We start from the raw sequence: 393 nt of genomic DNA, 5'->3' as shown, positions 1-393 counted from the left end.
CGTAATTCACGTCTCGGCAGATGTGGGCGACGGAGGAGAAGGCTGTTGAAATGTCAGCTGTGTAGTGTATTGCAAGAAATAGTCCTGTTAGGATTTGTGTGATAAGGCAGAGGCCTAGGAGTGAGCCAAAATTTCATCACACGGAGATGTTGGAAGGCGTGGGGAGGTCAATGAATGCTCCGTTAATAATTTTAAGTAGTGGGTGTGTTTTTCGGATGTTTGCCATTGGTTTTTATAGTTGAATTAACAACGGTGGTTTTTCAAGTCATTGGTCTTGGTTAGAGTCCGAGTAAAAATTATGTTTTATTTTACTTTTTTAGTTTTAATTGGGTTAGTTTTGGGTTTGGTGGGGGTAGCTTCGAATCCTGCCCCTTATTTTGCGGCTTTAGGGTT

At 41.7% G+C, this 393-nt stretch carries 1 pseudogene; it reads right to left on the bottom strand.

Features of this window, described 5'->3' with window-relative positions:
• Nucleotides 1–121, bottom strand: a pseudogene (locus tag IEJ02_RS51335) (hypothetical protein); the annotation flags it as partial.
• Nucleotides 122–393: the final 272 nt, after the last annotated feature.

Source organism: Streptomyces sp. 5-10 (genome assembly GCF_014712245.1).
Lineage (GTDB): Bacteria > Actinomycetota > Actinomycetes > Streptomycetales > Streptomycetaceae > Streptomyces > Streptomyces violaceusniger.
This window is presented reverse-complemented; position numbering and strand designations above follow the sequence as displayed.